At 68.9% G+C, this 25,557-nt stretch carries 26 protein-coding genes and 1 tRNA gene; 23 read left to right on the forward strand and 4 right to left on the reverse strand.

Translation table 11 applies throughout. The features are described 5' to 3' along the window. Positions 1–61 precede the first annotated feature (61 nt). From infC to ASD35_RS22950, 8 genes are all read left to right on the forward strand, one after another. Positions 62–607 (forward strand): translation initiation factor IF-3, encoded by a 546-nt coding sequence (gene infC, locus ASD35_RS22915; RefSeq protein ID WP_082580371.1) that lies wholly within the window; start codon positions 62–64, stop codon positions 605–607. Between the two features lie 120 nt (positions 608–727). Next, a complete protein-coding gene (rpmI, locus tag ASD35_RS22920) occupies positions 728–931 on the forward strand; it encodes a 50S ribosomal protein L35 (protein ID WP_056197410.1) in 204 nt (67 codons plus the stop codon). 26 nt (positions 932–957) lie between these two features. Next, positions 958–1,314, forward strand: coding sequence for a 50S ribosomal protein L20 (gene rplT, locus ASD35_RS22925; RefSeq protein WP_025564000.1), 357 nt, complete (start codon positions 958–960; stop codon positions 1,312–1,314). An 86-nt stretch (positions 1,315–1,400) separates the two neighbouring features. Then, positions 1,401–2,444, forward strand: a complete 1,044-nt coding sequence (gene pheS, locus ASD35_RS22930; RefSeq protein WP_056877225.1) for a phenylalanine--tRNA ligase subunit alpha — start codon at positions 1,401–1,403, stop codon at positions 2,442–2,444. A gap of 13 nt (positions 2,445–2,457) precedes the next feature. Then, on the forward strand, positions 2,458–4,887 hold the full coding sequence (gene pheT / locus ASD35_RS22935) for a phenylalanine--tRNA ligase subunit beta (RefSeq protein ID WP_056877226.1): 2,430 nt from the start codon (positions 2,458–2,460) through the stop codon (positions 4,885–4,887). 22 nt (positions 4,888–4,909) lie between these two features. Beyond that, on the forward strand, positions 4,910–5,278 hold the full coding sequence (locus ASD35_RS22940; RefSeq protein ID WP_056877227.1) for an integration host factor subunit alpha: 369 nt from the start codon (positions 4,910–4,912) through the stop codon (positions 5,276–5,278). A gap of 35 nt (positions 5,279–5,313) precedes the next feature. After that, positions 5,314–5,826 carry a MerR family transcriptional regulator gene (locus ASD35_RS22945; protein WP_056877228.1) on the forward strand — a complete coding sequence of 171 codons (513 nt, stop codon included), beginning with the start codon at positions 5,314–5,316 and terminating at the stop codon, positions 5,824–5,826. A gap of 35 nt (positions 5,827–5,861) precedes the next feature. After that, positions 5,862–5,938, forward strand: a tRNA-Pro gene (locus tag ASD35_RS22950). 69 nt (positions 5,939–6,007) lie between these two features. Here the strand turns inward: ASD35_RS22950 and ASD35_RS28435 are convergent. Beyond that, the gene (locus ASD35_RS28435) at positions 6,008–7,564 is read right to left on the reverse strand and encodes a methyl-accepting chemotaxis protein (protein WP_056877229.1); all 1,557 of its coding nucleotides are present in this window, start codon (positions 7,562–7,564) and stop codon (positions 6,008–6,010) included. A gap of 318 nt (positions 7,565–7,882) precedes the next feature. On the opposite strand from ASD35_RS28435, the gene ASD35_RS22960 reads away from it, so the two are divergent. From ASD35_RS22960 to ASD35_RS22995, 8 genes are all read left to right on the forward strand, one after another. Next, on the forward strand, positions 7,883–8,095 hold the full coding sequence (locus tag ASD35_RS22960) for a hypothetical protein (protein ID WP_157275718.1): 213 nt from the start codon (positions 7,883–7,885) through the stop codon (positions 8,093–8,095). A gap of 165 nt (positions 8,096–8,260) precedes the next feature. Then, complete coding sequence (locus tag ASD35_RS22965; protein ID WP_056877231.1) at positions 8,261–8,548, forward strand: DUF2249 domain-containing protein; 288 nt, start codon at positions 8,261–8,263, stop codon at positions 8,546–8,548. Positions 8,549–8,574: 26 nt separating this feature from the next. After that, positions 8,575–10,848, forward strand: coding sequence for a nitric-oxide reductase large subunit (locus ASD35_RS22970; protein WP_056877232.1), 2,274 nt, complete (start codon positions 8,575–8,577; stop codon positions 10,846–10,848). Positions 10,849–10,897: 49 nt separating this feature from the next. Next, a complete protein-coding gene (locus ASD35_RS22975) occupies positions 10,898–11,359 on the forward strand; it encodes an Rrf2 family transcriptional regulator (protein WP_056877233.1) in 462 nt (153 codons plus the stop codon). A gap of 7 nt (positions 11,360–11,366) precedes the next feature. Beyond that, positions 11,367–12,557 (forward strand): NnrS family protein, encoded by a 1,191-nt coding sequence (locus ASD35_RS22980; RefSeq protein ID WP_056877234.1) that lies wholly within the window; start codon positions 11,367–11,369, stop codon positions 12,555–12,557. 3 nt (positions 12,558–12,560) lie between these two features. Beyond that, positions 12,561–12,953, forward strand: coding sequence for a SirB2 family protein (locus ASD35_RS22985; protein ID WP_056877235.1), 393 nt, complete (start codon positions 12,561–12,563; stop codon positions 12,951–12,953). A gap of 56 nt (positions 12,954–13,009) precedes the next feature. Beyond that, on the forward strand, positions 13,010–14,419 hold the full coding sequence (hemN, locus tag ASD35_RS22990) for an oxygen-independent coproporphyrinogen III oxidase (protein ID WP_056877236.1): 1,410 nt from the start codon (positions 13,010–13,012) through the stop codon (positions 14,417–14,419). Between the two features lie 21 nt (positions 14,420–14,440). Next, positions 14,441–15,094: a hypothetical protein gene (locus tag ASD35_RS22995; RefSeq protein WP_056877237.1), complete on the forward strand. Its 654-nt coding sequence runs from the start codon at positions 14,441–14,443 to the stop codon at positions 15,092–15,094. Here ASD35_RS22995 and ASD35_RS23000 read toward each other — a convergent pair. Together ASD35_RS23000 and ASD35_RS23005 are read right to left on the reverse strand one after the other, a co-directional pair. Continuing rightward, on the reverse strand, positions 15,091–15,318 hold the full coding sequence (locus ASD35_RS23000) for a DUF3079 domain-containing protein (protein ID WP_056877238.1): 228 nt from the start codon (positions 15,316–15,318) through the stop codon (positions 15,091–15,093). The genes ASD35_RS22995 and ASD35_RS23000 overlap by 4 nt on opposite strands. Before the next feature lie 102 nt (positions 15,319–15,420). Continuing rightward, complete coding sequence (locus ASD35_RS23005) at positions 15,421–16,128, reverse strand: TetR/AcrR family transcriptional regulator (RefSeq protein WP_056877239.1); 708 nt, start codon at positions 16,126–16,128, stop codon at positions 15,421–15,423. Between the two features lie 84 nt (positions 16,129–16,212). Here ASD35_RS23005 and ASD35_RS23010 point away from each other — a divergent pair, with 84 nt between their 5' ends. The 7 genes from ASD35_RS23010 (at position 16,213) to ASD35_RS23040 (ending at position 23,214) form a co-directional block, all read left to right on the forward strand. After that, positions 16,213–17,379 (forward strand): MFS transporter, encoded by a 1,167-nt coding sequence (locus ASD35_RS23010; RefSeq protein WP_235538431.1) that lies wholly within the window; start codon positions 16,213–16,215, stop codon positions 17,377–17,379. Positions 17,380–17,503: 124 nt separating this feature from the next. Further along, a complete protein-coding gene (locus ASD35_RS23015; protein ID WP_056877240.1) occupies positions 17,504–17,926 on the forward strand; it encodes a DUF2147 domain-containing protein in 423 nt (140 codons plus the stop codon). A 48-nt stretch (positions 17,927–17,974) separates the two neighbouring features. Next, a complete protein-coding gene (locus tag ASD35_RS23020) occupies positions 17,975–18,844 on the forward strand; it encodes a TorF family putative porin (RefSeq protein WP_056877241.1) in 870 nt (289 codons plus the stop codon). Further along, on the forward strand, positions 18,844–20,442 hold the full coding sequence (locus ASD35_RS23025) for an FGGY-family carbohydrate kinase (RefSeq protein WP_056877242.1): 1,599 nt from the start codon (positions 18,844–18,846) through the stop codon (positions 20,440–20,442). Before ASD35_RS23020 ends, ASD35_RS23025 begins: the two co-directional genes overlap by 1 nt. Further along, positions 20,439–21,089 carry a class II aldolase/adducin family protein gene (locus tag ASD35_RS23030; RefSeq protein ID WP_056877243.1) on the forward strand — a complete coding sequence of 217 codons (651 nt, stop codon included), beginning with the start codon at positions 20,439–20,441 and terminating at the stop codon, positions 21,087–21,089. Before ASD35_RS23025 ends, ASD35_RS23030 begins: the two co-directional genes overlap by 4 nt. Positions 21,090–21,105: 16 nt before the next feature. Next, positions 21,106–22,587 carry an aspartate aminotransferase family protein gene (locus tag ASD35_RS23035; protein ID WP_056877244.1) on the forward strand — a complete coding sequence of 494 codons (1,482 nt, stop codon included), beginning with the start codon at positions 21,106–21,108 and terminating at the stop codon, positions 22,585–22,587. Positions 22,588–22,593: 6 nt separating this feature from the next. Next, a complete protein-coding gene (locus tag ASD35_RS23040) occupies positions 22,594–23,214 on the forward strand; it encodes a hypothetical protein (RefSeq protein ID WP_056877245.1) in 621 nt (206 codons plus the stop codon). On the opposite strand, the gene ASD35_RS23045 is transcribed toward ASD35_RS23040, so the two are convergent. Then, positions 23,208–25,517, reverse strand: a complete 2,310-nt coding sequence (locus tag ASD35_RS23045; RefSeq protein WP_056877246.1) for a DEAD/DEAH box helicase — start codon at positions 25,515–25,517, stop codon at positions 23,208–23,210. The genes ASD35_RS23040 and ASD35_RS23045 overlap by 7 nt on opposite strands. Positions 25,518–25,557: the final 40 nt, after the last annotated feature.

Genomic DNA, 25,557 nt, shown 5'->3' on the forward strand with positions numbered 1-25,557 from the left:
TCCGGGCGCGATTTGTTTTGTTTGGGCTCCTCGCCTTGGGGCCCGTTGAAAGGTCTACACCATCGCTACGTTTGCCGACCGTCGTGCGATTCCGGAGCGCAAGCACCGGTTGAACCGCGAAATCATGGCCCCTGAAGTCCGTCTGAACGGCCCCGAAAACGAACCCATCGGGGTCGTCAGCATCCAGGAAGCCCTGCGTATGGCGGGCGAAATGGATGTGGACCTGGTCGAGATCTCCGCCACCGCCAATCCGCCGGTCTGCCGGCTGATGGACTACGGCAAGTTCAAGTACCAGGAACAAAAGCGCGCTGCTGAAGCCAAGTCCAAGCAGAAGATCATCGAAATCAAGGAAGTCAAATTCCGTCCGGGCACGGACGAAGGCGACTACCAGATCAAGATGCGCAATCTGCGCCGCTTCATCGCTGAAGACGGTGACAAGGGCAAGGTCACGCTGCGCTACCGAGGCCGTGAAATCACCCACCAGGACATCGGCATGCGCCTGCTGGAGCGGATCCGCGATGAACTGGCCGACGTGGCGATCGTCGAGAACATGCCGAAGCTCGAAGGTCGGCAGATGATCATGGTCCTGGCGCCGAAAAAGCGCTGAGACCGCAACAGGTTTGACTGGTCGGTTTGGTCGCCGGCCAGTTCACAAGTCTCCTGAGGCCAACAAGCATGCCGGGCTCACCGGCATCGCCCCAGGGACACACTTAGAAGGAGCATCCCCATGCCCAAAATGAAGACCAAGAGCAGCGCGAAAAAACGTTTTCGCGTTCGTCCGGGTGGCACCGTCAAGCGCGGTCAGGCGTTCAAGCGCCACATCCTGACCAAGAAGACCACGAAGAACAAGCGCCAGCTCCGCGGCGCCGTCACCGTGCACGAAACCAACATGGGTCACATCGCTCAGATGCTGCCCTTTGCTGGCCTGTAATTCATCACTGACTCAAGGAGAAACACATGCCTCGCGTCAAACGTGGTGTAACCGCTCGTGCCCGTCACAAGAAGGTCTTGGCTCTGGCCAAGGGCTTCCGGGGTCGTCGTAAGAACGTCTTCCGCATCGCCAAGCAGGCGGTGATGAAGGCGGGCCAATACGCCTACCGTGACCGCCGTACCAAGAAGCGCGTTTTCCGTCAGCTCTGGATCGCCCGTATCAACGCTGCATCGCGTGGTCTGGGTCTGTCCTACAGCAAGTTCGTGGCGGGTCTGAAGAAGGCCCAGATCGAGATCGACCGCAAGGTTCTCGCCGATCTGGCCGTCAACGACCCGGCTGGCTTTGCCAGCATCTTCGCCAAGGTGAAGGCCGCGCTCGCCTGATTGCGATTCGCCTCGACTCACGTCGGGGCACGCAAACTTTCAGGGCCGGCCCACCAGGGTCGGCCCTTTCTCATTTCGAATTCCGAATGTCTGATCTCGACGCTCTTCTTGATGCGGCCCGAAGCGATTTCGCCGCCGCACCGACGCCAGCCGAACTCGAAAACGCCAAGGCGCGCTTCCTCGGCAAGTCAGGCCGCGTGACCGAACTGATGAAGGGCCTGGGCGCTCTCAGCATCGAGGAGAAGAAGACCCGCGGCGCCGAGATCAACCAGCTCAAGGTCGGCATCGAGGCCGCCCTGACTGCCCGCCGCGATGCGCTGGCGGCTGCCGAGTTGGAAAAGCAGCTCAAGGCCGAAGCGCTGGACGTGACCTTGCCCGGCCGGCAGCGCGGCACAGGCGGCTTGCATCCGATCACACGCGCCATGGAGCGCATCGAGGCCATCTTCGGCTCGATGGGCTTCGACGTGGCCGACGGCCCCGAGATCGAGACCGACTGGTACAGCTTCTCGGCGCTCAACAACCCCGAGAACCACCCCGCCCGCTCGATGCAGGACACGTTCTACGTCGACATGAAGGACGAGAACGGCGCCTGGCTGAACCTGCGCCCGCACACCAGCCCGATGCAGATCCGCTACGCGCAGGCCCATGCCAAGCGCTACGCGGGGCAGGACACGATGCCCCAGATCCGCGTCATCGCGCCGGGCCGCACCTACCGCGTCGACAGCGATGCCACCCACTCGCCGATGTTCCACCAGGTTGAAGGCCTGTGGGTTGGCGAGAACATCTCGTTCAAGGACCTGAAGGCGGTCTACCTGAACTTCATCACCGCCTTCTTCGAGACCGACCAGCTGCAGCTGCGCTTTCGCCCCAGCTATTTCCCTTTCACCGAACCCAGCGCCGAGATCGACATCATGTTCGAGAGCGGACCGTTGAAGGGCCGCTGGCTGGAGGTGTCGGGCTCCGGCCAGGTGCACCCGCAGGTCATCCGCAACATGGGCCTGGACCCGGAGCGCTACATCGGCTTCGCCTTCGGCTCGGGCATCGACCGCCTGGCCATGCTGCGCTATGGCGTCAACGACCTGCGCGCCTTCTTCGACGGCGACCTCCGCTTCCTCTCGCAGTTCAAGTAATTCGACAAGAGCTATGCAATTCCCCGAGTCCTGGCTGCGCGAGTTCTGCAATCCGCCGCTCAACACCACGCAGCTCGCCGAGCTGCTGACCATGTCCGGCATGGAGGTCGAAGAGCTGCGCGCCGTCGCACCGCCCTTCCACGGCATCGTCGTCGCTGAAATCATCGAAGCCGAACAACACCCCAACGCCGACAAGCTGCGCGTCTGCAAGGTCAACGCGGGTGGCACCGAACCTCTGCAGATCGTCTGCGGCGCGCCCAACGCGCGCGTCGGCCTCAAGGTGCCGCTGGCGACGGTCGGCGCCGAGCTGCCGCCCGGTGAGGACGGCAAGCACTTCAAGATCGGCGTCGGCAAGCTGCGCGGCGTGGAGAGCTTCGGCATGCTGTGCTCGGCCCGCGAGCTCAAGCTCAGCGAAGACCATGGCGGCCTGCTGGAGCTGTCGTCCGACGCCGTCATCGGCGCAGACATTCGCAAACACCTGAACCTCGACGACACGCTGTTCACGCTGAAGCTGACTCCCAACCTCGGCCACGGCCTGAGCGTCTTCGGCGTCGCCCGCGAAGTGGCCGCCTTGACCGGCGCACCGCTGCTGAAGGCAGAGTTCCCGGCCGTCAAGCCGACGACGGACGACAAGCTGCCGGTGCGCGTCGAAGCCACCGACCTCTGCGGCCGTTTCTCGGGCCGCATCGTCAAGGGCATCGACACGAAAGCCAAGACGCCCGCCTGGATGGTCCAGCGCCTGGAGCGCTGCGGCCAGCGTTCGGTGACGGCCCTTGTGGACATCTCCAACTACGTGATGTTCGAGTACGGCCGCCCGTCGCACATCTTCGACCTCGACAAGATCAGCGGCGGACTCGTCGTGCGCTGGGGCAAGGCGTGCGAACAGCTCAAGCTGCTCAACGGCAACACTGTTCCCCTCGACGAAAAGGTCGGCGTCATCTCGGACGCGCGCGAGGTGGAATCCCTCGCCGGCATCATGGGCGGCGACCACACCGCCGTGTCCGACGACACGCGCAACGTCTATGTCGAAGCCGCGTTCTGGTGGCCGGAGGCCGTCATGGGCCGCGGACGCCGCTACAACTTCTCCACCGACGCCGGCCACCGCTTCGAGCGCGGTGTCGATGCGTCGCAAACCGTCGAGCACATCGAACGCATCACGCAGCTGATCGTCGACATCTGCGGCACGGCGCAAACGCAGGTCGGCCCGATGGACGACCAGGCGCCAAACGTGCCGGTGCGCAAGCCGGTCGCACTGCGCGTCGCGCGTGCAGCCAAGGTCATCGGCATGCCGGTGACGCAGGCGCAATGCGAAGGCGTGTTCACGCGCCTGGGGCTGCCGTTCACTGCCGCCGACGGCGTGATCACGGTGACCCCGCCGAGCTGGCGCTTCGACATCCTCATCGAGGAAGACCTCATCGAGGAAATCATCCGCGTGCTGGGCTACCCGACGCTGCCATCGACCGCGCCGCTGGCACCCATCGTGGGCCGCACGCGCTCGGAGAGCCGACAGTCCACGCACGCGCTGCGCCGCGCCGTGGCCGCGCGCGATTACTTCGAGACGATCAACTTCAGCTTCGTCGAGGAACGCTGGGAGCGCGAGCTGGCTGGAGAAGCGAATCCAATCAAGCTGCTGAACCCCATCGCCGCGCCGCTGTCGGTGATGCGCACCAGCCTCATCGGCAGCCTCGTGCAGGTGCTGCGCCACAACCAAACCCGCCGCGCGACGCGCGTGCGGGTGTTCGAGCTGGGCCGCGTGTTCAAGCGCGATGCCAACATCACCAACGGTCCGCTTTCGGTCGCCGGCATCGAGCAGCCGCTGCGCTTGGGCGGCCTGGCGTGGGGCCCTGCCGACCAGCAGCAATGGAGCCAGCGCGACCGCGCCGTCGACTTCTTCGACGTGAAGGGCGACCTGGAAGCCCTGTTTGCACCGCAAACGCTGGTCTTCGAAGCCGCCGAGCACCCGGCGCTGCATCCGGGCCGCAGCGCGCGCATCAGCCTGAATGGCACACCGATCGGCGTCGTCGGCGAACTGCATCCGCGCTGGCGCCAGGCCTACGAAATCAGCGGCGGCGCCCCTGTCGTGTTCGAGCTGGATCTTGACGCTGCGCTGACCCGCACGCTGCCGCAAGGCCAGCCCCTGCCGCGCCAGCAGGCCGTGCAGCGCGACCTGGCGCTGGTCGTCAAGGACGGCATCCCCCACGACGCGCTGATGACCGCCATCACGCACGCGGGCGGCGCACTGCTGCGCTCCGCCAAACTGTTCGACGTCTTCAAGCCCGCAGCCGGCGCCGCGACCGACCTGCAGGCCGACGAACGCAGCCTGGCCGTGCGCCTGGAATTGCTCGACGACGAAGCCACGCTGACCGACGAACGCATCGACGCGGCCGTGGCGACCATCGTTGCGGCAGCCAGCAGCCAACTCGGCGCCCGCCTGCGCGGCTGACCCTCAGGAGGAGGAACAAATCATGGACGCGAACGACGTCAAGAAAGAAGCCGCAGCGGTCGTCATCGGCAGCCTGGAGACGCCCACGCTGACCAAGGCGGAACTGGCCGAACTGCTGTTCGACAAGCTGGGCCTGAACAAGCGCGAGTCCAAGGACATGGTCGAGGCCTTCTTCGACATCCTGCACGACAGCCTCGTCAAGGGCCAGGACGTGAAGCTTTCCGGCTTCGGCAACTTCAACATCCGCCGCAAGGCGCCGCGCCCGGGGCGCAACCCGCGCACCGGCGAATCCATTCCCATCAAGGCCCGCAACGTCGTGACTTTTCACGCCTCCCACAAACTCAAGGGGGTGGTGCAAGGCGATGCGCCCGCGGGGGAAGACTTCGAGTAGAGTCTGCCCTCCCCTCGCGAACTTGTTGATTTGCAATGGAAAAGGCGCTTCCCGCCATCCCCGCCAAACGCTACTTCACCATCGGTGAGGTCAGCGACCTGTGCGGCGTGAAGCCCTATGTGCTGCGCTACTGGGAGCAGGAGTTCACCCAACTCAAGCCCATGAAGCGGCGCGGCAACCGGCGCTACTACCAGCACCATGAAGTCTTGCTGATCCGCCGCATCCGCGACCTGCTCTATGACCAGGGCTTCACGATCAGCGGCGCGCGCAACCAGCTCAGCGAGGGCCTGCCGCAGGCCGCGGCGCAGAATTTCCGCGACGAGGCCGAGGCCGCCCAGGCGCTGGATTCAGTGGACGATGGCGACGGTCCCGATATCGCTGCGGTACCGCCCCATCTGCCGGCGCCCCGCCACGCCGTCTTGCATGCCCAGCCGCTGAAAGCGGCCGAAGCATCGCTCACGCTGCCGGTGCTGGCGATGGAGCCTTTGACGTCCCTCGATCAGATCCGGGCCGAACTTCTTGCGATTCGCGCCAGCTTGCTGAGCTGAGCTCCCAATTTCTGGTCTATACTGCTTGGCTCAGTCGGGGCGTAGCGCAGCCTGGTAGCGCACTTGCATGGGGTGCAAGGGGTCGCGAGTTCGAATCCCGCCGTCCCGACCAAAAATAAGAAGAGAAATCAAGGACTTAGAAGCGAAAGCTCCTAAGTCCTTTTTCCTTTGGGCGGCGCCCCTACCTGACCACCGGCAGCTTGAAGGCGCCCACGACCTCGGTCAGCCGGTGGGCTTGCTGGCTCAGGCTGTCCGCCGCGGCGGCCGATTCCTCGACCAGCGCGGCGTTCTGCTGCGTGACCTGGTCCAGGATGCCGACGGCGTTGCTGATCTCGCCGATGCCGATGCTCTGTTGATCCGACGCCGTGCCGATCTCGGCGATCAGCTGGGCGACCTGCTGCACGTGCGTCACGATGCTGTCCATCGTCGACCCGGCCTCTGCCACCAGCCCGCCGCCAGCTTCGACCCGGCTCAGGCTTTCCCCCACCAGGCCGTTGATCTCCTTGGCCGCCGTGGCGGCGCGCTGGGCCAGCGCGCGCACCTCGCCTGCCACGACGGCGAACCCCCGCCCCAGTTCGCCCGCGCGAGCCGCTTCCACTGCGGCGTTCAAGGCCAAGATGTTGGTCTGGAAGGCAATGCCGTCGATGACGCCGGTGATGCTGGCAATCTTCCTGGAGCTCGCAGTGATGTCGCCCATGGTGGACACGACCTGCGCGACCACGGCGCCGCCCTTGGTCGCGACCGCGCTGGCCGATGCGGCCAGCGACGTCGCGGCGCGGGCCGAGTCGGCGCTGCGCTGCACGGTCGTCGTCAGCTCCTCCATGGACGCCGCCGTCTCCTCCAGATTGGAGGCCTGCTCTTCGGTCCGCTGGGACAGATCGGCGCTGCCGGTCGCGACCTGCGTCGCGCCCGTCGCGATGGACTCGCTGCTCTGTCGCACCTGGTGAACGATACGCGTCAGGCTCTCGTTCATGGCCTTGAGCGCCGTCAGCAGCTGGCCGGTCTCGTCGCGGCTTTTCACCTCGATGACGGTCGTCAGGTCGCCCGACGCAACGGTCTGCGCCATGTGCACGGCCTCAGCAATCGGCCGGGTGATCGAACGGGTCAGCATGTAGGCCACCGCGGCGGCGATCAGCACGGCCAGGACCGACAGCGCCACGATGAGCCGCTTGGCGCTCGCTGCCATCTCCGCCGCTTCGGCGCCGAACTGTTCCATGCTGTCGGTCTGGGACTTCACGAACGCCTCCACCGCGTGCAGGTAGACATCCTGCGCGGGCAGGATGTCGACGACGAGCTCCTTGCGCGCGTCGTCGACCTTGCCTGCCTTGAGATGCGCGAGCAGCACGGCCTCTTTTTCATTGAACTTGGCGCGGCTATCGACAAGGTCCCTCAGCGCCGCCTTGCCGCGGTCGCTGTGCACCGTGGCAACGAGCTTCTCGATGGCCTGGTTCACCACTGGCAGCGAGGTCTCGATCTTGGCCAGTTCCCTCTCGACCAGCGCAGGCTCCGTGACGATGAGCGCGGTGCGCATCGCGCGCAGCTGTTTGTTGACCTCGTTCTCTATCGTTTGAGCCTGCGCCACCTTGACGAAGCGGTCGTGCAGGATGACCTCGGCGTTGTCATCGACCGCATTGACGCGCGTGATGCCGATCACTGCCATTGCAATCAGCAGGCCGATGACGAGGGCGAAGCCTCCGATCAACCGGGTGCCGATCCTCAGGTTGTTCAACGTGTTCAAGGCCTTCTCCTCAGGGGCTGTATGGAAGGGCCGCGGGTGGCGGCGTCACCGACATCGCGCCCCTCCATCGCGCGCTGGATGCCGGCGTGCGGGAGTATGGCTTGCGGCAATTCAGGCAGGCAACCGCCCGCGCTGCCGCCGCTGCGGCGTCTGCGTTTGCGCCACATCAACCCCGCCACGGCACGCGCCTCTACGCTAGGGCGCGTGTCAAACGCCGCCGATCACTTCGTCCAACCCCTGTCCCCGGCAGCGCGTGGGCGCTTGTTCGCCCGCGTCGTGACGCATCGGGACGCACCCTTGTGCATGGTGGAAGCCGAATTGCAAGACCGGGGCGCGCATGTGACGCGGCTGCTGGCTTCTGAACTGCTGCCCGGGCCGTCGCTCGACGCTCCCACCTTCCAGTTGCTGGGCCGGCTCTATGACGGGCTGATCGTGCCTCACGTCGGCACGCTGGACGCGGCCCAGATCGCTGCTGCCGCAGGCGTGCCGGTCGTCTTCGACGACCTGGACCCCCAGGCGCCGAGCGCCTAGGCACCCCCGCGCCGCGCGCGCCCGCCGCGGCACAGACAGCGCCTACCGAACGCCGCCGCAGTGCTGCGCACCCACCTCCAGGTTGATGCAAATCAAACCCGAGTGAACACCGGGTTTCCACAATAGATGCATCACAAATGAAGCTTTAACCGCCAGGAGGCACCCATGTCCGTCCAAGCAGCCTTTCCGACCCTCGACGTGCGCACCATCGCGCCGCGTGAGCGACACCCGACGATCTTCACGATGTTCCGCAGCCTTGCCGCCAACCAGGCGATGGAGCTGGTGAACGACCACGACCCCCGCCCGCTGTACTTCCAGTTCCAGGAGCAGGTGCCGGGCAAGTTCGCCTGGGACTATGTCGAGGTCGGGCCCGAGGTCTGGCGGGTGCGCATCACCAGGCTGGCCACCGGCCATGGGAACGGGCAGTGCTGCGGCTCATGCGGCGGCGCCTGAACAACTGAACCACTTTAGGAAGCATCATGAAGTCGACACACAGGCTCTGGCGCTGGCTGGGCCTCATCTTCGTCCTGTCATTTGGCTGCCTGGGCTACCTGGGCTACCAGATCTATCTCTTTGCGCCGCCCATCCCCAAGCAGGTCGTGACGGCCGACGGGGACGTGCTCTACACCGGCGAGCAGATCCAGCTGGGTCAGCAGGCCTGGATGGCCGCGGGCGGCCAGCAGTTGGGCACCGTCTGGGGCCACGGGAGTTACGTCGCGCCGGACTGGTCGGCCGACTGGCTGCACCGCGAGGCCGTCACGCTGCAGTCCCTGCGCACGGCCGAGCAGCAGCGCGCCGGTACCCTCAGCGACAGCGACAAGGCCGCCGTCGCGGCCGGCGTGCGCACCGAGATGCGCCGCAACACCTATGACGACAGCAACGGCACGGTGACGGTCACGCCCGCGCGCGCCCAGGCCATCCGCGAGGTCGCCTCGCACTATGAAGGCCTGTTCGGCACCGACCCCAAGCTCGCCCAGTTGCGCGACCACTACGCCATGACCGAGGGCACCTTGCCGGACAAGGCGCACCGCCAGGCGCTGACCGCGTTCTTCTTCTGGTCGGCCTGGGCCGCCACCACGGACCGGCCGAATGAAGCCGGCCTGTCCTACACCAGCAACTGGCCGCACGAGCCGCTGGTGGGCAACACCATGTCGACCTCGGCCGCCATGTGGTCGATGGTCAGCATCATCCTGCTGCTGGCCGGCATCGCCGCCATGCTGTGGCTGCACAAGGGCGACTCGCACGAAGAGACCGCCCAGGTGCCCAAGGCCGACCCGCTGCTCGGCGCCAAGGCGACGCCGTCGATGAAGGCCACACGCAAGTACTTCTTCATCGTCATCGCGCTGATGCTGCTGCAGATCGGCATGGGCATCGTCACGGCGCACTACGCCGTCGAGGGCCAGTCCTTCTTCGGCCTGCCGCTCGCGCAGGTGCTGCCCTACACGGTCAGCCGCACGGTCCACACGCAGATCGGCATCTTCTGGATCGCCACCGCCTGGCTGGCGACGGGCCTGTACGTGGCGCCGCTGCTCTCGGGCCGCGAACCCAAGCTGCAGAAGCTCGGCGTGGACGCGCTGTTCTGGGCCCTCATCGTCGTGGTGCTGGGCTCCACCGTCACCGGCTGGCTGGGCACGCTGCAGCACCGCGGCGTCGACTTCAGCTTCTGGTTCGGCAACCAGGGCCTGGAGTTCACGAGCATGGGCCGCTTCTGGCAGATCCTGCTCTTCGTCGGCCTGCTGTTCTGGGTCTTCCTGCTCGGCCGCGCGCTGTGGCCGGCCCTGAAGAAGCCGTCGGAAACCCGCGGCCTGATCGCCATGGTGTTCCTGTCGGCGACCTGCATCGGCGGCTTCTACGCCAGCTCGCTGACCTGGGGCCAGCACACCCACTACTCGATGATCGAGTACTGGCGCTGGTGGCTGGTGCACCTGTGGGTGGAAGGCTTCTTCGAGGTGTTCGCCACCGCCGTCGTCGCCCTCATCTTCACCAACCTGGGCCTGGTGCGCGCGGCGTCCGCCAACCGAGCCATCGTGGCGGAGACCATCGTGTTCCTGTTCGGCGGCATCCTCGGCACGCTGCACCACCTGTACTGGACCGGCACGCCCACCTCGGTGATCGCCGTGGGCGCCGTGTTCTCGGCCCTCGAAGTGGTGCCGCTGACGTTGATCGGCCTGGAAGCCCTGCAGACCTATCGCCGCTCGAAGAACGTCGCCTGGCTGGGTGCCTACAAGTGGGTCATCATGTCCTTCGTCGCGGTCGGTTTCTGGAACACCGTCGGCGCCGGGCTGCTCGGCTTCGCCATCAACCCGCCGGCCTCGCTGTACTACGTGCAGGGCCTGAACATGACGGCCGCCCACGGCCACGCCGCCCTCTTCGGCGTGTACGGCATGCTGGGCATCGGCCTGATGCTGTTCTGCCTGCGCGGCCTGTACGACCGGGCGCTGCATGCCGACAAGTTCCTGAAGCCCGCCTTCTGGAGTTTGAACATCGGTCTGGCGATGATGGTCTTCATGTCGCTGCTGCCCTCGGGCATCTACCAGGCCTACCACGCCATCACGACCGGCCTGTGGTACGCGCGCTCGCCGGAAGTCATCCACTCCAAGGTGATGGAGACTTTCGTGTGGCTGCGCGTTCCGGGTGACATCGTGTTCGCGGCCGGCAGCGTGCTGCTCGCCGTCTACGCGATCCACCTGCTGCGCCGCACGTCGAGCAAGGCGGCACCGGTCGGGGCGATTCCCGCAGCGGCCGAACGTTGACACGATCGGGAGGGCTCGCGCCCTCCCCTTCCTTCTGGTTGGAGATCACATGAAGCTCACTGCATTCACCGACTACAGCCTGCGCGTGCTCATCTACCTGGCCGCGGACCCGGACCGCCGCGCCACCATCGCCGAGATCTGCCGCGCCTTCGACATCAAGGAAAACCACCTGACCAAGGTCGTCCACCACCTGGGCAAGCGCGGCTGGGTCGCGACCACGCGTGGCAAGGGCGGCGGCCTGGTGCTGGCCAAGGCAGCCAGCGAGATCTGCGTCGGCCATGTCGTCCGCGACACCGAGGGCCAGGCGGCGCCGGCCGAGTGCTTCGCCCAGGAGGAGAGCAGCTGCGCCATCGTCAGCTGCTGCCGGCTCAAGGGCGTGCTCGCCGAAGCCGTCAAGGCCTTCTATGCGGTGCTCGACCGCTACACGCTGGCCGACATCACCCGCAATCCTCGCGAGCTCGCGGGCATCCTGCATATCCATCGGCCGCAAGTCGCCACCGCCATCGCTTGAGTGCCCCATGGCAACGCTGCTGAACATCCAGGAACCACCCCGGCGCGCGCCGCAGGGCTTTGCGCTGTTCGCACTCGGTTTTCGCCCCTTCTACCTGCTGGCCAGCCTCTTCGGTGCGCTGTCGATCCCGCTGTGGGCGCTGCAGTTCTCCGGCATTCTGAGCCAGCCCTACCTGGCCGGCCCGCTGTGGCACGCCCACGAGATGCTGTTCGGCTTCACGCTGGCCGTGGTCGTCGGCTTCCTCTTCACCGCCGGCCAGAACTGGACCGGCCTGCCGACGCCGAAGGGCTGGAAGCTCGCGCTGCTCGCGGGCCTGTGGCTCGCCGCCCGCGTGCTGGTGCTGACGCCGTACGGCGTCGCCGCGGCCGTGGCCAACGTCGCCTTCCCGCTCGCCGCCGCCATCGCGCTGGCCATCCCGTTCGTCAAGGCGCAGAACAAGCGCAACTACTTCTTCGTCGGCCTGCTGGCGCTGCTCGCGCTGGCCGCCGCCTTCATCCACCTCTCGCAGCTCGGCCTGCTTGCCGCGCACGCGTGGCCCGGCATCCGCGTCGCGCTGGACGTGATGCTCTTCATCCTCGCGGTGATGGGCGGTCGCGTCATCCCCATGTTCACCAACAACGGCGTCCCCGGCACGAACGCGACCCGGCAGCCCCGCGTCGAGAAAACCGCGCTGGGCGCCGTGCTGGCACTGCTCGCCGTCGACGTGATCGGCCTGCAAGGCTGGCCGGTGGCGGCCATCGCCGCGGTGGCGTTCGTCGCCCATGCTTGGCGCTGGGCGCTGTGGCAGCCGTGGAAGACGCTGCGCGCCCCGCTGGTCTGGGTGCTGCAGCTGGCCTATGCCTGGGTGCCCGTCCACCTGCTGCTGCGCGGCCTCGGCGAACTCGGCCAGGTGCCCTCCAGCGCGGCCACCCATGCGCTGACGGTCGGCGCGGTGGGCGGGCTCATCATCGGCATGATGACCCGCACCGCCCGCGGCCACACCGGGCGGCCACTGCGCGCCGACCGCTACGAGACGGCCTGCTACGTGCTGGTGTTGCTGTCGGCCGTCGTGCGCGTGGCCGTGCCGCTCGTGGCGCCCACGCTGATGCTGCATGCCGTGATGGCGTCGGCCGTGCTGTGGTCGGCCGGCTTCGGGCTCTATGCCATCCGCTACTGGCCGGTGCTGTCGCGGCCCCGCATCGACGGCCGGCCGGGTTGAGCCATGGACTACCTCACGCTCAAGCTGGTCCACCAGACGGCCGTCGCGCTGTCGATCACCGGCTTCTTCATCCGCGGCGCGGCGTCGCTGGCGGGCGCCTCCTGGGTGCGCAGCCGCGCGGCCCGGACGCTGCCCCACCTGGTGGATTCGGTGCTGCTGCTGTCGGCGCTGATGCTGGCGTGGACGCTGCGCCTGACGCCGGACCGCGCGCCCTGGCTGCTTGCCAAGCTGCTGGGGCTGGTCGTCTATGTGGCGCTCGGCGTCGTCGCGCTGCGCCCGGGCCGGCCGCTGGCGGTGCGTGCCGCGGCATGGACGGGCGCGCTGGCCGTCGTCGCCTGGATCGCGTCGGTCGCCATGACAAAAAGCCCATGGGGCTTCGTTGCGGTGCTGGGTTAGGCGCCTGCCTTGACCGAGGTCAAGCCCGCAGCCCGCCGCTTTCGGGACCATGACGCATGCCTGCCAACACCGCCTCCCTCGCCGATGTCCGCACCCTGCTCACCGAGGACTTCCTGCGTCAGTTCGACACCCCCGGCCCGCGCTACACCTCCTACCCCACGGCAGACCGCTTCGCCGAGAACTTCGGGCCGCAGGACACGCTGACGGTCCTCACGCAGCTGAGCAGCGGCAGCTCCGCCGCCCCGCTGTCGCTGTACGTGCACATCCCATTCTGCGAGCAGCTCTGCTACTACTGCGGCTGCAACAAGATCATCACCAAGCACCATGAGCGCGCGGCCCAGTACCTGGACTACCTGGAGGCCGAGCTCGCCCTGGTGGTGAAGTCGCTCGGCGCCGGGCGCCCGGTCTCGCAGCTGCACTTCGGCGGCGGCTCGCCCACCTTCCTGTCCGACGATGAACTCACCCGCGTGATGCATGCGATCGGCACGAGCTTCCAGCTCACGCCCGATTCCGAGGTTTCGATCGAGGTCGACCCGCGCACCGTCACGCCGGCACGGCTGGCGCATTTCCGCACCCTCGGCTTCAACCGGCTCAGCTTCGGCGTGCAGGACTTCGACGCCGAGGTGCAGCAGGCGGTGCACCGCGTGCAGTCCTTCGAGATGGTGCGCGACCTGATGCAAAGCGCCCGCGAGCTCGGCTACGTCTCCATCAATGCCGATCTCATCTACGGCCTGCCCAAGCAGACGCCCGAGAGCTTTGCGCGCACGGTGCAGCAGATCGGCGAGCTGCGCCCCGGCCGCATCGCGCTCTACGCCTACGCCCACCTGCCCGAGCGCTTCAAGCCGCAGCGGCGCATCCATGACACCGACCTGCCCGCACCGGGCAACCGCATCGCGATGCTGGGCGACGCCATCACCGGCTTCCTGGCGCGCGGCTACGACTACATCGGCATGGACCACTTCGCGCTGCCCGACGACTCGCTGGCGGTCGCCAAGCGCGCAGGCCGTCTGCACCGCAACTTCCAGGGCTACAGCACGCAGCCCGACTGCGACCTGGTGGCGCTCGGCGTGTCGTCCATCGGCCGCGTCGGCGCTGCCTATTACCAAAACGCCAAGACGCTGCCCGAGTACTACGAAATGCTCGACGAAGGCCGGCTGCCTGTGGTGCGCGGCTACGCGCTCGACCCCGACGACGCGCTGCGCCGCGACGTCATCATGGCGCTGATGTGCCAGGGGCGCCTCGAGTTCGAGCCCATCGAGCGGGCACACGGCATCGCCGTGCCGCAGTATTTCGAACGCGAGCTGGCCGCGCTGCAGGGCATGGTCGACGCCGGCCTGGTGCAGCTGCAGCAGCGCGCCATCCAAGTCACCACCGCCGGCTGGTTCCTCATCCGCGCCATCGCGATGGTGTTCGACAAGCACCTGCAGCAGGCCAAGGACAGGCACCGCTTCTCCAAGGTCATCTGACAGCCATCCCCACCTACAACCATGCAACTACCGCCCTACTTCGACGAAATCCCGCGGCTGCGCGTGCAGGACCCGCTCGCTCGCGTGCTCGGCGCAGCCCGGGACGGTGTGCTCGAGTACGGCTTCGCCGATGCGGTGCGTCTCGCGGGCCACGCCTGCCCGACGGTCGCGTCGGCCTACTGGATGACCTATCTGGCACTGGAACACCTCTACCCCGATTCGCTGCCGCAGCGCGGCGGGCTGCAGGTGGAGTTCCGTGACGATGCGCGCCATGGCAACAACGGCGTCATCGCGATGGTGGTGCAGATGCTGACTGGTGCGGCCGGCAGCACCGGCTTCAAGGGCCTGGGCGGCCGCTTCGGCCGCGCCGGCCTGATGCGCTACCGGCCCGACCTGCTGGCCTTGCTGCGCTTCACCCGCAAGGACACCCGCGCCGCCGTGGACGTGGGCGCCGAGCCATCCAAGGTGGCTGCCGCACCGGCCATCGAGCCGCTGATGGCCAAGGTCGCCGCCGGCAAGGCCAGCGCGGTGGAAGAAGCGGAGCTGGGAACGCTCTGGCAGGCGCGAGTGCGCTGCCTGCTGCTGGACTACGGCCGCGACCCCGGCGTGTTCATGGTCCGCCCGGTGCTGCGCCGGCCGGCCATCGTGCCGGAGGCACTGCAGGAAACCGCCTAAGCCTGTTCCTGTTCCGGCGCGGTCTCGCCCACAGCGGCGTCGGGCACGGCCGCGGCTCGCGCATCCAGGCCCCAGTCCATCCAGTCATCGCCGAACAGCTCCGACGGATGCGGCGTCGCCAGCGTGCCGTTGCCGCACTGGAGCGCATCCGATGGGCAGTACCTGTCGCAGCCCCAGCAGATGCGCTCGGGGTTGGCAGGCTTGATGGGAAATTTCTTGGCCATGTGCGTCGCCTGCGACGGGCGCCATGCCCTCGACCACAGGTGCGCTCAGCATGCGCGGAGTTCAGCCGCGCGGCCTTGACGGCGCGCAAGCCAGCGGCGATGTCAGGCGCCCTCAGCCGCGCCCTTGCGCCGGCCCCGCGCGGGCTGCGCCTTGGGCACGCGTTCGAGATGGCTGCTCAACATGCCGGCCACAACGCGCGCGACGGCCTTGGCGTCCATCGCCTCGTCGAACAGCATCTCCACGGCCGCATACACCAGCTCGACGACGACCCGGCTGGCCAGGCGCAGCTCGGGCTTGTCGGCCCCCGGCAGCGCGCGCACCAGCAGCTTCATCTGGGCCTCGGTGACGGCCGTGTGCGACGCCAGGCGCACCTCCTGGAGCGCCGGCACCGCGCGCATCGCACGCATGATCCACACGCCGCCTTCGGTCTCGCGCGTGACCTCGTAGGTGTCGAGCAGCACGCCTGCGAGCGCCGGCTCCAGCGTCGCCACGCCGCCCGCCAGCACCTCCTCGGTCATCCAGCGCCCGACGCATTCGTTCTGGCGCTGCATCAGCCGCTGCCCCAGCTCCGACAACAGCGCGTACTTGTTCGGGAAATAGCGATACAGCGCCGGCGGGGTCAACCCGGCGCGCTCACAGACGAGGTTGGTCGACAGGCGTTCGATGCCGACATCCGACAAGGTCTGCGCCGCGGCCTCCAGGATGCGCTCGAGGGTGTCGGCAGCGCGTTGCTGCACCGGCTGGGCCTTGGGTTCCAGCGAATGCTGCGTGCGTCGACGCGAAGGCTTGGCGGTGGCGTTGCGGGTCATACCGGGCATTCCCTGAGGGACAAGGGCGATCTCAAGACGATAGTCATCACTATACTTTAGCAACGCCACCCCAAGGGGCCTGCATTGCACACGCAAACACTGAAGACGGAGATCTCCGTCGCCGAAATGGTGACCGCACTGCTGGCCGGCTCGGCCGCGCTGCTGGTCCTGGGGCTGCAGCCGATTTTGCTCGGCGAGCTGGTGGAGGCCCGGCAGGTGACGCTGGAGGGCGTCGGGCTGGTCGCGATGGCGGAGATCGTCGCGCTCGGCATCGGCGTGCTGCTGGGCGACCTCGCGCGGCCCCTGAAACACCTGCGCACCGTGACCGCCATGGCCACTCTGTGTGCGTTGGCGCTGGACGCACTGACGCCCCGGGTCAGCGGCGACCTCGGCTTCGCGCTGGTGCGCGCAGCCGCGGGGCTGGCGGAGGGCCTGCTCGTGTGGGCGACCACGGCGGTCATCGTGCGCTGCGCCAACCCGGCCCGCCTGGCGGGCGTGTTCTTCGTCGTGCAGACCGCCGTCCAGGCCTTGACCGGCCTGGCGTTGGCGCGCTGGGTCATCCCGACGCTGGGCTGGCAGGGTGCCTTCCAGGTCGTCGCCGCGCTGATGCTGCTGCCGCTGCTGCTCGCTCGCGCCATGCCGCGCGGCCTGCAGCCACTGGCAGCGCCGGCGCAGACGGGCTTTCGCTGGTCGCGGCAGACCGGGCTGCCGCTGCTCACCGTGTTCCTGCAGATGGCCACGCTGGGCTCGCTGTGGGCCTATCTCGAGCCGCTGGGCAAGGACGCCGGCTTCGAAGCCAAGGACATCCAGACCCTGATCGCCGCGGCACTTGGCATGCAGATCGTGGGCGGCTGCGCCGGGTCCGCGCTGGTGCGCCGGCTGCACGCGTGGCCCACGCTCCTCGCCGGCTCGGCGCTGCTGGCGGCCATCGCGCTGGCCGTGTCGCGCACACCCAGCGGTGGCACATGGCAGTTTGCCGCGCTGTGCGCCGCATTCGCCTTCGTCTGGCTCTTCATCGCGCCCTACCAGATGGGCCTGGCGTTCGATGCCGACGGCAGCGGCCGCGTAGCCTCGCTGGTGCCGGCTGCACAGCTGTTCGGCATCGCCTTCGGGCCGCTCGTGGCGTCGTTCGTCGTCGAGGGCGAGAGCGCCGCCGCGGTGCCGATGGTCAGCGCGGCCTTCGCCGCAGCCGCCGCGCTGGCGCTGGTCGCATCGGCGTCTGCAAGGCGCACGCTGGCACGGGCCGCCTGACGCGCCCACCCGCGCGGCCCAGCCGGCAGCGCCTCGCGGGTTTGTCCCGAGACTGGCTTCTTGAGAAACGATAGTCATCGCTATACAGTAGCTATGACTATCCAATCAACGGGAAGCCACGACCATGCCACGCCCCCATCGCCTCGTTCCCCTGCTCGCCTGGGCACTGGCACTGCCGGCGTTCGCCGCCAGCCCTGACGATGCCAAGGGGCAGTGGCTGACAGCCGAGAAGGACGCCGTCATCGAGTTCAAGGCCTGCGCCGACAAGCCCGGCGCCCTGTGCGGCCACATCGTCTGGGACAAGGACGCCGGGCAGCCCAACGACACCTGCGGCGTGCAGATCGCCCGCCTGGAGCGCTACGAGAACGAGGCCTGGCGCGACGGCTGGGTGTTCGACCCGCGCGACGGCAAGAAATACAAGGGCGCGCTGCGCGTGAAGTCGGGAGACCTGCACATCCGCGCCTACATCGGCACCGAGATCCTCGGCCAGACGGAGCAGCTCCGGCGCGTCACCGCCCTGCCCGCGTCGCCGGTCTGCAAGCGCTGATTCCCCGGTCCTCCCATACCCGCCACCTGCCTCAGAAAGGCCCGCCTCATGCACCCGAAGAGCTCCATCGCCCTGCTCATCGCCGCCGCCGCAGCGATGCCGGCCTGCGCGGCCGACACGGCGAGCTTCGCCATCGACACCGAGGTCAAGCTGCTGTCCGACCTGCGCACGCGCGGCGTGTCCGACTCGATGAACCGGCCGGCCGTGAAGCTGTCGGTCCAGGCCGCGCACGAGAGTGGGCTGATCGGCCTCATCGAGATCAACACCGTCAGCAAGAAGGTCTTCCTCGACAGCGACGGCTACGACCTGCTGCTGGGCGGCGGCTACCGCTTCGGCGACCCGGACGGCTGGCATTTCGGCGTCGGGCTCGCCGCCGAGATTTTTCCCGGTGCCAAGTTCGAGGCCCCGCATGCGATCGACCTCGAAGCGGGTGCGCCGGCCGATTTCCGCCGCACCAAGTACGACTCGGCCTTCGCGGTGCTGGAGGTCGGCTACGGCGCGCTGGAGGGCCGCATCCTCCACGTCCTCTCCAAGACCTACCGCGGCGCGAACACCGGCGGGGTCTGCGGCACGATGCTGGCGCTGAGCACCGACCCGACGGCCGCGCTGGCGTGCTACGCGCGCGGCGACCACGGCTCGCGCGGCACCTGGCTGCTGGACCTGGGCTACAGGCACTCACTCTCGCCGACGACGACGCTGAACCTGCACGCCGGCTACCAGAAGGTGAAGAACTTCGCGGAGGCGAACTTCAGCGACTACTCGATCGGCCTCACGCACAAGCACTGGGGCTTCGAGTGGAACGCCGAGTGGGTGACGACCCGCACCAAGGTGCGCGAGCTCTTCATCGCCGTCGACGGCGACCAGCTGCGCGCCACCGACGGCAACCGCTTCATCGTCTCCGTGTCGCGAAAGTTCTGATGCTCCCAGAGCGAGACGAGCGGCTGGTCCTGGCGGTCGACCTCGGCACGTCGGGCTGCAAATGCGCCCTGGTGGCGCTGGACGGCAGCGTGCTGGCCTGGGCCTTCCGCCCGGTCGCGCTGCATGCCCAGGGCGCCATGGCCGAGCAGGAGCCACTGGACTGGTGGCAGGCCTTCCTGGGCGCTGCCGGCGAGTTGCTGGCCACCGACGCGCCGCGCCGCGGCCGCGTGGTGGCCGTCTGCTGCTCCACGCAGACCGAGGTCACCGTCTGCGTCGACCGAGCCGGCCAGGCCATCGGCCGCGCGATCAGCTGGCTGGACGCGCGCGGCGCGGCGGCCATCGCGCGCCGGGCGCGCGGCGCCTTCGTCAACGTCGAGGGCTACGGGCCGCTCAAGCTGTGGCGCTGGCTGCGGCTGACCGGCGGCGCGCCGTCCAGCACCGGCCGCGACCTGGCCGGCCACATCGCCTGGGTGCGCGACGAGGCGCCGGCGCTGTACGAGCGCACGCACAAGTTCCTCAATGCGCTGGACTACATGAACCTGCGCCTGTGCGGCCGCACCTGCGCGACGCAGGACTCCATCCTCACGGCCTGGGTGACGGACAACCGCGACGTGAATCATGTGCGCTACGACGCGGCGCTGATCCGGCTGCTGGGTGTCGACGCGGACAAGCTGCCCGACATCGTCAAGTCCACCGACATCATCGGCACGCTGCTGCCGGCGGTGGCCCAGGCGCTCGGCCTGCGCGCCAGCACGCCGGTCGTGGCAGGTGCGGTGGACAACTCGGCCGTGGCCGTCGGTGCCGCCGTCGCTGACTTCGAATCGCACCTCTACCTCGGCACGTCGTCATGGCTGGGCGCGCATGTGCCGTTCATGAAGACGGACATCCGGCGCAAGATCGCCGCCGTGCCCTGCGCCGTCGACGGGCGCTACCTGGCGATGGCGCTGCAGTCCACGGCCGGCGCCAACCTGTCCTTCCTGCGCGACCGCATCCTCTACCACCCCGACGAGCTGGCCAGCGACGAGGAGCATCCCGCCGTCTACGACCTGCTCAACCAGATCGCCGCGCGCGTGCCGCCCGGCGCGCGCGGGTTGATCTACACGCCGTGGCTGTTCGGCGAACGCACGCCCGTCGACGACCCGCGACTGCGCGCCGGGCTGCTCAACCTGTCGCTGGAGCATTCGCGCGAGGACATCTTCCGCGCCGTGCTCGAAGGCGTGGCGCTGAACACGCGCTGGATGATGGAGCCCTTCGCCAAGCTGCTGGGCCGCGACCCCGGCACCGTCACGGCCGTGGGCGGCGGCGCGCAAAGCGCCGTGTGGTGCCAGATCATGGCCGACGTCACCGGCCAGCCCATCCGCCAGGTCGAGAGCCCCATCCAGGCCAATGCCATCGGCGCCGCCTTCATCGCCGGCGTGGGCATTGGCGCACTGCGCTTCGACGAGCTGACGCGGCTGCGCCGCGTGCGCCGCGTCTTCGAGCCTTCGCAAGCGCTGCGGCGCCTGTACGGCGACAAGTTCGCCGACTTCAAGGAGGTGCGCACCCGGCTGGCCCCGCTGTACCACCGCCTCAACGCGCCGCGGGCGAGCGCTCCATGAACTTCGAAGCACCGCGCGCCCATGTCGTCGAGCTCTGCCTGGTGCTGTCGCGCCGCGGCCATTTCGCCGGCACGGGCGGCAACATCATGCTGCGCATCGATGCGCAGCACGTGGCCGTCACGCCGTCGGCGATGGACTACTTCGCGATGGGGCCGGCGGACGTCTGCGTGCTGCGCCTGACAGACCTGGCCAAGGTGGACGGCGACCAGGCGCCCACGGTGGAGGCCTCGCTGCATGCCCGCTTGCTGCGCGCGCGCCCCGACGTGGGCTGCAGCATCCACACCCACCAGCCGGTGGCCAGCGCCTGTGCGCTGCTCGGCCGCGAGCTGGCCGTGCCGCCCGAACTGCGCGCCTCGCTGGGCGCACGCGTGCCGGTGGCCGGCTACGCGCCGTCGGGCAGCGCCTGGCTCTCCGCCAAGCTGGCCCGGCAGGTCGCGCCGGACGTCAACGCCTACCTGATGCGCAACCACGGCATCCTGTGCTGCGGGCGCGACAGCGCCGCCGCCCTGCAGGCGGTCGAGGACCTGGAGCAGCTGGCCAGTGCCCGTCTGCGCGCGCGCATCGCTGCGCGCGCTGCGGCCGATGCCGCCGCGGCCCCGGCGCTGCAGCGCGTCCTGGACGCGCTGCAGCGCCGCACCCCTTCCTGACACTTCGCAATCCGCCATGAGCAACCTCGCCTCCGCCCACACCGCGGCCACCGCACCGCGCAGCGGCATCTCCGCATGGCCCGACGTCGACGCCCTCTACCGCCGCTTCGCCGAGCTGGTGGCACAGCCGATGCGCCCCATCCGCGCCGATGCGATGCCGCAGGTCATGCGCTACTTCGACGAGAAGTGCAGCGGCTCCCGGCGGCTGGCCGAGCAGGCCAAGGCCGTGATCCCCGGCGGCGTGCAGCACAACCTGGCTTTCAACCACCCCTTCCCGCTGGCCGTGGTGCAGGCCGAGGGCGCCCACCTGACCGACATCGACGGCAACCGCTACATCGACTTCCTGCAGGCCGGCGGCCCCACGCTGCTGGGCAGCAACCACCCCGCCGTGCGGCAGAAGGTGCATGAGCTGATCGACCGCTGCGGCCCGGTGACCGGGCTGCTGCACGAGTACGAGGTCAAGCTGGCCGAGCTCGTCTGCCGGCACATGCCGGGTGTGGAGATGCTGCGGCTGCTGGGCTCGGGCACCGAGGCGGTGATGGGCGCCGTGCGGCTGGCGCGCACCTACACCCGCCGCAAATGGATCATCAAGGTCGGCGGCGCGTACCACGGCTGGAGCGACCAGCTCGTCTACGGCATGCGCCTGCCGAACACCGGCCGTATGGAGGCCACCGGCATCCCGCGCGGCGCCACCGGCCATACGCAGGAGTGCCTGCCCAACGACCTCGACGCGCTGCGCCGCACGCTGCGGCTCAACCGCCTGCGCGGCGGCACCGCGGCCGTGCTGCTGGAGCCGCTGGGCCCCGAGAGCGGCACGCGGCCGGTACACCCGGGCTACAACCGCCAGGTGCGCGCGCTGTGCGACGAGTTCGGCGCGCTGCTGATCTTCGACGAGGTGGTGACCGGCTTTCGCGTCGGCATGGGCGGCGCGCAGGCGTATTTCGGCGTCACGCCGGACATCACCGTGCTGGGCAAATGCCTGACCGGCGGCTACCCGATGGCCGGCGCCATCGGTGGCAGGAAGGACATCATGATGGCGCTGGTCGGCGGCATCGGCACGACCTCGCGGCGCGCCTTCGTCGGCGGAACCTTGTCGGCCAACCCGCTGTCCTGCGTGGCGGGCTACCACGCGCTGCAGGAGGCCGACCGCAGCAACGCCGCCGTCGTCGCAGGCCGGGCCGGCGACCGCCTGCGGGCCGGGCTGGACGAGATCATCCAGCGCCGCAAGCTGCCCTACGTGGCCTACAACATGGGCTCCATCGTGCACCTGCAAACCGCGGGCGTGCTGCTGCTGGACACCAGCAGCCTGTGGAAGCTGCTCAAGGTCAAGGACGAAGCCAGGCGCCGCAAGCACATGATGGAGGAGATGGGCGCCGCCTACACCGCCCACGGTCTGGTGACGCTGGCCGGCAGCCGCATCTACACCAGCCTGGCCGACACCGACGATGTCATCGACGACGCGCTCAACCGCTTCGACGACGTGTTCGCGCTGGTCTGAACGCCGATGGATACGGAACAAGCGCTGAAGATCCAGTGGTGCGATGTGCGCGGGCGCCTGTGCGTCAAGCGCCTGCTGGGCGGTCCCGCGCCCAGCCTGTCGCTGCGCATCCCGGGCACGGCCGCGATGTGGTTCGGCACCGCGACCGACGCCGAGCCGCAACGCCTGGCGGTGGACGGCGACGGACTGCATGCGGCGGCCTACGCGGAGCGCCACGACGTGTGTGCCGTCGCAACGGGCGGCGGCGATTTCGGCCTGCGGCTTGCCGACTTCGGCGGCACCCTGGCCGGGGTGTTCGACGAGCAGGTCCGGCATCTCGGCGCGATGCCATCGCCCGTCCGCGGCACCGCAGACCTGGCCCATGCGCTGCGCGGCGGCACCAACGTGCTGATGCTGGACGACCAGCCCCTGGTGCTGGGCATGACGGGCGCGCGCTTGGCCCTCAATGCCGAGCTGTTCGAGAAATGCGCCAAGGCCTGCGTGCTGGCCATGGCAGCGGGCGGCCGCATCAAGCCGCTGCCCTGGATCGTCCGCCACGTCGCGAACGGCCGGCTGATGAAGGACGAGCAGCGCGCGCGCCTTCGCACCCTGGCGGGCCTGCTGCCCCAGGAAACCAAGGGCTACTGACGCTGCTGAACGACGGCTTCGTCGGGCAGCTCGGCGGCCTCCAGCGGCGCCAGCAGCAGGTTCAGCTCCGTTGCGCTGAACTTGCTCAAGGCTGCGCCGTCGTCGCGCCCGAGCAGGCCGTCGGCCAGCGCCTGCTTGCGCGCCTGCAGCTCCAGCATGCGCTCCTCGATGCTGCCTTGTGCGACCACCTGGTAGACGAAGACGGGCTGGTCCTGGCCGATGCGATGGGCGCGCGCGCTGGCCTGGGCTTGCACGGCCGGGTTCCACCACGGGTCGACGTGGATGACGGTGTCGGCGGCGGTCAGGTTCAGGCCCACGCCGCCGGCCTTCAGGCTGGCAAGGAGGATGGGCACCTCGCGGGCTTGGTAGCGGCGCACCACCTCGCCCCGCGCCGACGCCGCCGTCTGGCCGGTCAGCCGCAGGTGCGGCAGCTGCATGCGATCCAGTTCAGCGGTGATCAGGTCGAGCATCTCGGTGAACTGCGAGAACACCAGCACCCGCCGGCCCTGCGCGACGAAATCGGGCAGGTGCTCGCGCAGCCAGGCCAGCTTGGCGCGCTCCACGCCGGGCGGTACCTGCACACCCTTGAGCAGCAGCGGGTCGCAGCAGACCTGACGCAGCTTGAGCATCGCGTCGAGCACGCTGATGAGGCTGGTGGCACTGAAGCCGTCCCGCGCCAGGATGCGCCGCACCATGTGGTCGGCCGCGACGCGCACGCTCTCGTACAGCTGCTTCTGCTGCCCGACCAGCGGCACGCGCTTGACCAGCTCGGTCAGCGGCGGCAGCTCGGCCGCGACCTCGGTCTTCATGCGCCGCAGGATGAAAGGCCGCACGCGTGCCGCCAGCAGCCGGGCGCGCGGGCCATCGCGGTTGACCTCGATGGGCTTGCGCCAGTGGCGCGCGAACGTGCGCGAGTCGCCGAGGAAGCCGGGCATCAGCAGGTCGAACAGCGACCACAGCTCGCCGAGGTGGTTCTCCAGCGGCGTGCCGGTCAGCGCCAGGCGGTGGCGCGCGTCCAGGCGACGCAGCGCGCGGCCGGCGCGGGCCTGCGCGTTCTTGACGGCCTGCGCCTCGTCGAGGATCAGCAGGTGCCAGGGCTGGGCCGACAGCGCGCGCAGGTCGCGCCAGACGAGCGGGTACGTGGTCAGCACGACATCGGCGTCAGCCAGGTCGACGGCGGCACGGCCGGCGCCGTGCCAGGTCACCAGCCTGAGGCCCGGCGCGATGCGTGCGGCCTCCTGCTGCCAGTTGAACAGCAGCGAAGTGGGCACGATGACGAGCGCCGGCCGGTCCAGCCGGCCGCCCTGCTTCTCGGCCCAGATGTGCGCCAGCGCCTGCGCCGTCTTGCCCAGGCCCATGTCGTCGGCCAGGATGCCGGCCAGGCCCTGCTCGCGCAGGTATTGCAACCAGGCCAGGCCGTGCAGCTGGTAGGGCCGCAGCATGAGGCCGAGACCGGCGGGCTGCGGCAGCGACGACGGCGCGCCGGCCGCCAGCAGGCGCCGGCCCAGCGCCTTCAGGCCGGCGTCGCCGTGGATCTGCCAGTGGCCGCGCGACTCCTCCTCGATGCAGCGGATGCGGTCGGCGTCCCAGTCGCTCAGGCGCAGCGGTTCGCCCTTCTCCAGTTGCACCGGCTTGAGCAGGTCCAGCAGCGCCAGCATGATGGCCTTCAGTGGCGCGGCCGGCGCGTGATAGCGCCGGCCGCCCGGGGCGCGCAGCGAGACGAGGGCGTCGTCCTCGATGGCCGCGATGGTCACGGCGTCCAGCCAGCGCTTGTCGCGGCGCAGCAGGTTGGCGATCAGCGGCGCGAGGTCGAGCTGCTGCCCGTCCACCTCCATGCCGAGGCTGACCAGCCAGGCGCCGGTGCGCCGCTCCAGCCCCAGGCCTTCGACACGGCGGCCGGGCTTGGGCACTTCGGGCGCTGCTTCGTTGAGGCTCAGCTGCCAGCCGTCGACGAACTGGCTGTGGTGGGCAAAGCCGGGCTCGGTCGTGACCTGCCAGCCCAGGGCCTGCAGCTCGGGCACCTTCTCGGCATGGAAATCGCCGAAGAACTCTTCCTGGACCAGCGTCCAGAGGGATTCGCCACCGAGCGGGGGCGGCGCACCGCGCCATTGCAGCAGCGCGGGGTCGAGGGCGATGAGGCCCAGCTTCTGCAGCGCCTGCTCGGCGTCGGCATCCCGCCGCGCCAGCGTGGCCACCGTCACCTGTTCACCGCGTGGGCCAAGGGCACCGTGCGGGCGCAGGCCCAGCAGGCCATCGCCGCGCGTCAGCGTGCGCAGCGTGAGATGGGGAGGAGCGGCAGGCATCGCGACAGTCTCGCAGCCCGCGAGACCGTCGCGACCGGGA

The organism is Pelomonas sp. Root1444, assembly GCF_001426885.1.
Classification (GTDB): Bacteria; Pseudomonadota; Gammaproteobacteria; order Burkholderiales; family Burkholderiaceae_C; genus Pelomonas.

Coding starts and splice junctions, on each gene's coding strand:
- rpmI (WP_056197410.1), top strand. CDS start 728: ATGCCCAAAATGAAGACCAAGAGCAGCGCGAAAAAACGTTTTCGCGTT.
- rplT (WP_025564000.1), top strand. CDS start 958: ATGCCTCGCGTCAAACGTGGTGTAACCGCTCGTGCCCGTCACAAGAAG.
- pheS (WP_056877225.1), top strand. CDS start 1,401: ATGTCTGATCTCGACGCTCTTCTTGATGCGGCCCGAAGCGATTTCGCC.
- pheT (WP_056877226.1), top strand. CDS start 2,458: ATGCAATTCCCCGAGTCCTGGCTGCGCGAGTTCTGCAATCCGCCGCTC.
- ASD35_RS22940 (WP_056877227.1), top strand. CDS start 4,910: ATGGACGCGAACGACGTCAAGAAAGAAGCCGCAGCGGTCGTCATCGGC.
- ASD35_RS22945 (WP_056877228.1), top strand. CDS start 5,314: ATGGAAAAGGCGCTTCCCGCCATCCCCGCCAAACGCTACTTCACCATC.
- ASD35_RS22965 (WP_056877231.1), top strand. CDS start 8,261: ATGTCCGTCCAAGCAGCCTTTCCGACCCTCGACGTGCGCACCATCGCG.
- ASD35_RS22970 (WP_056877232.1), top strand. CDS start 8,575: ATGAAGTCGACACACAGGCTCTGGCGCTGGCTGGGCCTCATCTTCGTC.
- ASD35_RS22975 (WP_056877233.1), top strand. CDS start 10,898: ATGAAGCTCACTGCATTCACCGACTACAGCCTGCGCGTGCTCATCTAC.
- ASD35_RS22980 (WP_056877234.1), top strand. CDS start 11,367: ATGGCAACGCTGCTGAACATCCAGGAACCACCCCGGCGCGCGCCGCAG.
- ASD35_RS22985 (WP_056877235.1), top strand. CDS start 12,561: ATGGACTACCTCACGCTCAAGCTGGTCCACCAGACGGCCGTCGCGCTG.
- hemN (WP_056877236.1), top strand. CDS start 13,010: ATGCCTGCCAACACCGCCTCCCTCGCCGATGTCCGCACCCTGCTCACC.
- ASD35_RS22995 (WP_056877237.1), top strand. CDS start 14,441: ATGCAACTACCGCCCTACTTCGACGAAATCCCGCGGCTGCGCGTGCAG.
- ASD35_RS23000 (WP_056877238.1), bottom strand. CDS start 15,318: ATGGCCAAGAAATTTCCCATCAAGCCTGCCAACCCCGAGCGCATCTGC.
- ASD35_RS23005 (WP_056877239.1), bottom strand. CDS start 16,128: ATGACCCGCAACGCCACCGCCAAGCCTTCGCGTCGACGCACGCAGCAT.
- ASD35_RS23015 (WP_056877240.1), top strand. CDS start 17,504: ATGCCACGCCCCCATCGCCTCGTTCCCCTGCTCGCCTGGGCACTGGCA.
- ASD35_RS23020 (WP_056877241.1), top strand. CDS start 17,975: ATGCACCCGAAGAGCTCCATCGCCCTGCTCATCGCCGCCGCCGCAGCG.
- ASD35_RS23025 (WP_056877242.1), top strand. CDS start 18,844: ATGCTCCCAGAGCGAGACGAGCGGCTGGTCCTGGCGGTCGACCTCGGC.
- ASD35_RS23030 (WP_056877243.1), top strand. CDS start 20,439: ATGAACTTCGAAGCACCGCGCGCCCATGTCGTCGAGCTCTGCCTGGTG.
- ASD35_RS23035 (WP_056877244.1), top strand. CDS start 21,106: ATGAGCAACCTCGCCTCCGCCCACACCGCGGCCACCGCACCGCGCAGC.
- ASD35_RS23040 (WP_056877245.1), top strand. CDS start 22,594: ATGGATACGGAACAAGCGCTGAAGATCCAGTGGTGCGATGTGCGCGGG.
- ASD35_RS23045 (WP_056877246.1), bottom strand. CDS start 25,517: ATGCCTGCCGCTCCTCCCCATCTCACGCTGCGCACGCTGACGCGCGGC.